The following is a 6,959-nucleotide window of genomic DNA, read 5'->3' as shown; positions in this document are numbered from 1 at the left end:
GGGCGAAGACCGAGCGCGTGCTCGCGACGATCGAAGCCGGACACAATCACTTCATGCGGCTGGGCAAGAAGGCGCGCATCGCCGTTGCCGGCCTCAATCCGCATTGCGGCGAGAACGGGCTTTTCGGCACCGAGGATGCGGAATTCCTTGCCCCGGCCGTCGAGCAGACGCGCGCCAAGGGCATCGATGTCGTCGGCCCCATTTCCGCCGATACGGTTTTCGCGCGCGCCTATAACGGCGCCTTCGACCTCGTCGTCGCGCAGTATCACGACCAGGGACACATCCCGATCAAGCTGGTCGCCTTCGAAACCGCCGTCAACGTCTCGCTCGGGCTGCCGATCGACCGCGTCTCGGTCGACCATGGCACGGCCTTCGATATCGCCGGCACCGGCAAGGCCAACCACGTCAACATGCTTTCTGCCATCGCCTATGCACGGCTGATGGCCCGTTCGCCGCGTGATGCAAAGGCGCACGAACCGTCCTGAGCGGCGATCGAGGGGGAGGCACAATGGAAAAGACGGTCGTCATCCTCGGAGGGGAGCTTGCAGCGGAGGGCAGGGCGATCCTTGAGGAGGCAGGCGTTTGTGTTGTCTCCACCCCGCCCTATATCGACCGGCAGGCCGTCATCGAGGCGATGAACCGCCACAAGCCGGATGCCGTCATCGTCCGTCTTCTCGCCGATATCCTTGGCCCGGAGGAGATGGCGGCGGGCGGTCGGCTGCGCCATATCGCAAAGCACGGCGTGGGTATCAACGACATCGACATAGAGTCGGCCGCCCGGCTCGGCATCCCCGTTTCCGTTACCACCGGCAGCAATGGCCACTCGGTGGCCGAACATGCGCTCGGGCTTATCATGGCGCTCGTCAAGGATTTTTCCCGGCAGGACGCTCTGATCCGCGATGGCGTCTGGGACAAGAACCAGTATCAGGGGCGGGAGCTGCGCGGCCAGCATCTCGGCCTCGTCGGCTTCGGCTTCATCGGTCAGACGCTCGGTGCCATGGCGCTGGCGCTCGGCATGCGCGTTTCCGCCTTTGATCCGCACACGCCGGATTCAGCCTTTCGTGACGGCATCCGGCGCGAAGCCGATCTCGATCGCCTGCTGTCGCAGGCCGATATTGTCAGCCTGCATTGCCCGCTGACCCCCGAGACCCGCAATCTCATCGACGCGCGGCGCATTGCCCTGATGAAGCCGGGTGCACTCCTGGTGAATACCGCGCGCGGCGAGATCGTCGACGAAGCGGCGCTGGTCGAGGCGCTGAGTTCCGGTCACCTCGCCGGCGCCGGGCTCGACAGTTTCGCGCTTGAACCACCGGACAGGGACAATCCTCTCTTCAAACTGACCAACACCATCGTGACGCCGCATGTGGCCGGCGTCACGATCGACGCCAAGCGCGCCATGGCCGTGATGGCAGCCCAGAACGTGCTGACGACCCTACGGGGTCAGGAACTCGCACAGCGCTTCCTGGCGCGCTGAACCTATCGCATCAAGGGAGGCTGAGATGGCCGACATGACCCGTAAGCCGGCGCCGCGTTATTCCGTGGACGAATTGCGCTCCTTTGCCCGGCAACTTTTTGCGGCCGCGGGCCTCGAAGAGGACAAGGCCGGGGCCGTTGCCCACTATCTCGTCGAGGCGGATCTCATGGGCCACACCACCCATGGCCTGGCGCTTGCCGGCTGGTATCTGCAGAGCGTCGCCGATGGCGTGATGAAACCTGCCGGACTGCCTGCGGTGATTTCCGATCGCGGCCCGGCGATTGCCTGGAACGGGCGCCGGCTGCCCGGCGCCTGGCTGACTTCTGAGGCGGTAAAGCTCGCCGCCGAGCGCGCGGCCCAGTACGGCACGGCGACGGTTGCGATCGCCGACAGCCACCATATCGGCTGCCTCGCTGCCTATCTCAGCCTCGCCACCGATCGCGGCTATATGGTCAGCATCGCAAGCTCCAGCCCCTCCGGCGCACAGGTCGCCCCCTTCGGCGGAAGGCGGGGCATCTATACGCCGAATCCGGTCGCCCATGGTATCCCGACGCCGGGCGATCCGATCCTGATCGACATCAGTGCCTCGATCACCACGGTCAACATGGCCCAGCGCCTGATCCGCGAAGGGCGGCAATACGAACACGACTGGCTGATGGACGAGGAGGGCAATCCGAGCCGCGATCCGGGCGTTCTCGAACGCGGCGGCACGCTTCTGCCGACCGGCGGCCTCGATCACGGCCAGAAGGGTTACGGGATGGCGCTGCATGTCGAAGCCTTTACGCAGGGCCTTGCCGGCTACGGCCGCGTCGATGCGCCGAAGGGAACGAATGCCGCGGTCACCGTGCAGGTGTTCGATCCCGATGCCTTCGGCGGCCGCGAGGCCTTCCTCCGGCAGACAGGCTGGCTGGCCGAGGCCTGCCGTTCTAATCCGCCGCGTCCCGGCGTGGCAGGCGTCAGGCTTCCCGGCGAAAACGGCCTTGCGAAGAAGCGGGCAGCCCTTGCCGAGGGCGTCGAACTCGCTCCCGGCATCATGCCGTCGCTGCTGCCGCATGCAGAGCGCCTCGGCGTCGCCGTCCCCCGTCCGTAGAGAGAGCCGAGCGGCGACAGCCTGAACCGGATGTTCCGTCAGCCGCTGTCGGGACTATCCCGGTCATTGTCAGTCAGCGTCGCTGGTTCTAAGCTGGTTGAGACCGGAATGGTGGACCAGGCGCGAGGAGCGGTCGCCCGGGAAAGGCGAGCTGATCGGGCCATTCCTGAAGGATGTTGTTCATCACATCTCCCGTGCTTGTCCTTACGTCTTCGGCGATGCCAGTCGCCCATAGCAAAAAACTTATAGCTCGTCGCTTTCAACGGTCTTGGACAGGCAGCTTTCGCGGCACTAGGCTCACCTGATGACAAACCCAGCGGGGCAGGAGAGAGCGTCGGCAGGCCGCTATCGCGCTAAGGGAAGAGCACCGGCAAGTGGCGGAGAAGGATATGGACGTCGCCCTTGACCTCGCGCAAAGCGTGAAGCTGCCCTTGCCGCTCAACGGTCTCGTCGACCAGTTCATGAAGTCGATGAACAGGGAACGAATGCAAAGCCTGCTTAGCTGCACTTAGTTGCGCCCACCCGTAGCTCGGAGGAGAGCCGGGTGAGGACAAACCAAATCGTGGGAGGAAAGCATGAGAAATCTATTGAAAGCAGCTTTGGCAGCGGGGTTGAGCCTGCTTGCGGGCGCCATGTCGCCGGCAGCGGCAGACGAAGCCCTGACCAAGCTGAATGTCGCCTATGACGGCTTCACCATGACGAGCGCGCCGATCCAGTACACGCTTGCCAAGGGCTTGTTCAAGAAGTACGGGCTTGACGTCAACCTCGTTTATGTCGAGGGCGGTTCCGTGCTCACCCAGGCGCTCGTCGGCGGCTCGATTGACATCGCCCAGAACGGCTACACCCCCTCAATCGCCGCGGCCGTCGCCGGCGCCGATGTCGTCATCATCGGCAGCATGGCCAACAAGCTGCCGTTCCAGCTTGTCGTCGATGCCTCCATCCAGAGCGCCGACCAGCTGCGCGGCAAAAGCATCGCCATCAGCAAGTTTGGTTCGTCGACCGACACCGCCGTCAAGTTCGCTCTGAAATCTCTCGGCCTCGAACCCACGGATATCAACATTCTCCAACTCGGTGGCGAGGGCACGCGCGCGGCCGCCTTTGAAAGCCACCAGGTCCAGGGACTGATGTCGCAATATCCGCGCACGCAGGAAATGGTCGATGCCGGCTCGAAGATGCTGGTAGACGTGACCGAGATCGTCAAGGACTACCCGAACACTGCATATGTGACCTCGCGGAGTTATCTTTCTGAGCATTCCGATACCGTCAAGCGCTTCTTCATGGCGATGGGAGAGGGCCTCCACGGCTTTCGTGCCAATCCGCAGGACGCGATGGACGTGACGGCATCCTTCCTGAAGCTTGAGAAGGGGCCATCCGTCGAACAGGCGTTCCGCTTCTATTCCGAGAAGGTGTTCCCGCAGGATCTGCGCCCCTCGATCCCAGGTGTGTCTGCTGTCCTGGCGGAGCTTTCGAAAACGCAGCCGGCTGCAGCCTCCGTGAAGCCGGAATCGATCGTCGACACAAGCACGCTCGATGCGCTCGATAAGGAAGGCTTCTTCAAAGCGCTTAACTAAAAACTGCCGATAAGGCGGGAGGAGAACCCATGTTGCAGGCAACGCCGGTCAAGCTGAAGGCCGATAGCGTCAAACTGAATTATTACAATGATCGCACCAAGCGCGATCTGAGCGTACTTGACGGCGTCGACTTCAGTGTCAACGAGGGTGAACTCGTCAGCATCGTCGGCCCAAGCGGCTGCGGGAAATCGACCTTTCTCGCTGCCGTCGACGGCCTTGTCTCGATCAACGGCGGCAGAATCCTGATCGACGAGCGGGAGGTGAGGAAACCGGGCCCGGATCGCGGTCTTGTCTTCCAGCAGGATTCGCTCTTTCCTTGGCGCACGGTCCAGAGGAACGTCGCCTACGGCCTGGAGATCCAGAAGGCCTTCAGCAGGGAGGAGATCGCCGCACGTGCACGCAAGTTCGTCGAGCTCGTCGGGCTGGCCGGTTTCGAGGACAACTATCCGAATGAACTCTCGGGCGGCATGCGTCAGCGCGTCAACATCGCAAGGGCGCTGGCTGTCGACCCGGAATTGCTGCTGCTTGATGAGCCCTTCGCCGCGCTCGATGCGCAGACACGCGAATTCATGCAGTTCGAGTTGCTGCGCATTCTCGACCGTGCTCAGAAGACCGGGCTGTTCATTACCCACCAGATCGACGAGGCGATCTTCCTCTCCAATCGCGTCATCGTGTTTTCGGCGCGTCCGGCGAAGGTGAAGGAAATTGTCGAGATCGACCTGCCGAAGGAGCGCACGCTCGATCTGAAGCATACACCGCGCTTCATGGAGATCTTTCGCCATATCTGGCGACTGATCGAGGAAGAAAGCGCCCGAATGGGCCTTCTGCGCGTGAATTGAAGGAGCGAGAGATGACGTCCGTTACCGAAGAACAAGAAATCCCAAGACAGCGAAAGCCGGAATTCGCCATTTACGAATTCCTGGTGCGCCGAGAGAATGCCTTGCTCGGCGGGGCCACCATGATCGTGGCGCTCCTGCTCTGGGAGGCGGTTGTCCGCCTCGGCCTGGTCAATCCGCTTTTCACCAGTTCGCCGAGCCGCATTATCGCAACAGGTTATGCGATGTTCGCCGACGGCAGCATCTATCCACACCTCGCCATCAGTGGATTGGAGCTGCTTGTAGGTTATGGGCTGGCGATCATCGTCGGCGTGCCGCTTGGCATTCTTATGGGCTGGTACCGGCGTTTCGACGCGGCGCTCGACCCGATCATCTCGGCGCTCTACGCCACACCGCGCATTGCGCTCCTGCCGCTGATCATGATCTGGTTCGGCATCGGTCTCGGCTCGAAGTTCGCGATCATCTTCCTGAGCGCCGTGTTCCCGATCCTCATCAACACGAATGCCGGCGTCAAGACCGTCGAACGCGACTACATCAAGGTGGCTCGTTCTTTCGGGGCGAACGACAGGCAGATGTTCCTGACCGTCGCCTTCCCGGCGGCCGTTCCGTTCCTGTTGACTGGCCTCCGTCTCGGCCTCGGCCACGCGCTGATCGGCATCGTGGTCGGCGAGATGTACTCGGCACAGGCCGGCGTCGGCTATCTCATATCGGTCGCCGGCGCCACCTTCCAGACCGACCGGGTCATGTTTGGCATCATCCTGATTGCCGCCGCCGGTGTCGTGCTCACCAACATCCTTAGGATGGTCGAGCGCCGCTTCGACCGCTGGCGGCCGAACAACAGGCTCTAGCGGGTCGGCCGGTTCCCGGCGGCCACACGATCTACAGCGACGGCGGCTATTAGGCTGCCGGTCTATTTGGCCGAAAGAGTCAGCGCACAGCGGGTTCGGCATCCTCAGGCCGGCTCATAGGCCTCAAAAATCGCCTAGGTGGTGGCCCTTATTGTTTCCGCGGGCGCGCGGCGGTAATGTGTGTGGAGGCCGAAGAAGTGGCTGGCGACTATTCCAGATCGGTCGCCATTTGCGCGGCAGAGTCTGCGGAGTTGCATCCGGAAAAGGGGTGCAAGGACTGGCCCCTCTGAGGCCCTGGGATTAGCAGAGTAATCGAAAGTTGCGAAGATGGTGTTCGCAACTTATCGCCATTCTATTTGGCGCGAATAGCCGTCAAGGAAGCCGTGAGAGGGCAGGGCTTCATCTGTAGGGCGAAAACGAGCAGCGACGCGATGCAAAGAGGGAGGCATGGAAGAGCTGCAGACTTCTCTCAGGGTAACGGCGAGCCGCTTTCTGCGCTCAGTGAGGCATTTTCTTTCTTCGGAAGTCGGCGGCACGGCAAAGCTTCTGACCGCAAGCCTGGTCGTATTCTTCCTCGCGATTAACGGGCTCAATGTGCTCAACAGCTTCGTCGGCCGGAATTTCATGACGGCGATCGCCGACAGGCAGGTTGCAGAGTTCGCCAGGCAAGCCGTGTTCTATCTTCTCGTGTTTGCCGCCTCTACGACCGTATCGGTGTTTGCGCGCTTTACCGAGGAACGGCTCGCACTCCTTTGGAGAGACTTTCTGACGCGTCGCGCCGTCAATCGCTATCTCACGGACAGAGCCTTCTACCGCCTGGACGTTTCGGGAGAGCTCTCGTATCCGGATCAGCGCATCTCGGAGGACATCCGCGCGTTTACCGTGACGACGCTGTCCTTCCTGCTCCTGATCTTCAGTAGCGGACTGACGATCCTTTCATTTTCAGGGGTGCTTTTGTCCATCAACCCTGTCTTGTTCGCTGTGGCCTTCATCTACGCAGCTTGTGGCTCATTGCTTACGGTATGGCTCGGGCGACCGCTCATCAAGCTGAACTACGACCAGCTAGATAAAGAGGCAAGCTTCCGTACCGGCCTCATCCGGGCGAGGGAAAATGCAGCACGGATCACGCTGTCCGGCACC

At 61.9% G+C, this 6,959-nt stretch carries 8 protein-coding genes; all 8 read left to right on the top strand.

The features are described from left to right. The coding region (locus ACPYOI_RS33885) for a PdxA family dehydrogenase (protein ID WP_481424004.1) at positions 1-485 on the top strand (485 nt) is incomplete at its 5' end. Positions 486-508: 23 nt separating this feature from the next. Continuing rightward, a complete protein-coding gene (locus tag ACPYOI_RS33880) occupies positions 509-1,474 on the top strand; it encodes a hydroxyacid dehydrogenase (protein ID WP_481424003.1) in 966 nt (321 codons plus the stop codon). Positions 1,475-1,508: 34 nt separating this feature from the next. Then, positions 1,509-2,564, top strand: coding sequence for an Ldh family oxidoreductase (locus tag ACPYOI_RS33875; protein WP_481424005.1), 1,056 nt, complete (start codon positions 1,509-1,511; stop codon positions 2,562-2,564). A gap of 389 nt (positions 2,565-2,953) precedes the next feature. Further along, positions 2,954-3,076, top strand: a complete 123-nt coding sequence (locus ACPYOI_RS33870; RefSeq protein ID WP_281408120.1) for a hypothetical protein — start codon at positions 2,954-2,956, stop codon at positions 3,074-3,076. 63 nt (positions 3,077-3,139) lie between these two features. Next, complete coding sequence (locus ACPYOI_RS33865; RefSeq protein WP_168832423.1) at positions 3,140-4,135, top strand: ABC transporter substrate-binding protein; 996 nt, start codon at positions 3,140-3,142, stop codon at positions 4,133-4,135. 29 nt (positions 4,136-4,164) lie between these two features. After that, on the top strand, positions 4,165-4,974 hold the full coding sequence (locus tag ACPYOI_RS33860) for an ABC transporter ATP-binding protein (protein WP_481419958.1): 810 nt from the start codon (positions 4,165-4,167) through the stop codon (positions 4,972-4,974). Positions 4,975-4,985: 11 nt separating this feature from the next. After that, positions 4,986-5,819, top strand: a complete 834-nt coding sequence (locus ACPYOI_RS33855) for an ABC transporter permease (RefSeq protein WP_168832425.1) — start codon at positions 4,986-4,988, stop codon at positions 5,817-5,819. A 447-nt stretch (positions 5,820-6,266) separates the two neighbouring features. Continuing rightward, positions 6,267-6,959, top strand: a 693-nt coding sequence (locus ACPYOI_RS33850) for an SbmA/BacA-like family transporter (protein ID WP_481419957.1), incomplete at its 3' end; no start/stop codon positions are given.

It is taken from the genome of Rhizobium sp. SVR5-2C (assembly GCF_056755115.1).
This window is presented reverse-complemented; position numbering and strand designations above follow the sequence as displayed.

Excerpts from the sequence above, each read along its gene's own strand:
- ACPYOI_RS33880 (WP_481424003.1), top strand. The coding sequence starts at position 509 with ATGGAAAAGACGGTCGTCATCCTCGGAGGGGAGCTTGCAGCGGAGGGC.
- ACPYOI_RS33875 (WP_481424005.1), top strand. The coding sequence starts at position 1,509 with ATGACCCGTAAGCCGGCGCCGCGTTATTCCGTGGACGAATTGCGCTCC.
- ACPYOI_RS33870 (WP_281408120.1), top strand. The coding sequence starts at position 2,954 with ATGGACGTCGCCCTTGACCTCGCGCAAAGCGTGAAGCTGCCCTTGCCG.
- ACPYOI_RS33865 (WP_168832423.1), top strand. The coding sequence starts at position 3,140 with ATGAGAAATCTATTGAAAGCAGCTTTGGCAGCGGGGTTGAGCCTGCTT.
- ACPYOI_RS33860 (WP_481419958.1), top strand. The coding sequence starts at position 4,165 with ATGTTGCAGGCAACGCCGGTCAAGCTGAAGGCCGATAGCGTCAAACTG.
- ACPYOI_RS33855 (WP_168832425.1), top strand. The coding sequence starts at position 4,986 with ATGACGTCCGTTACCGAAGAACAAGAAATCCCAAGACAGCGAAAGCCG.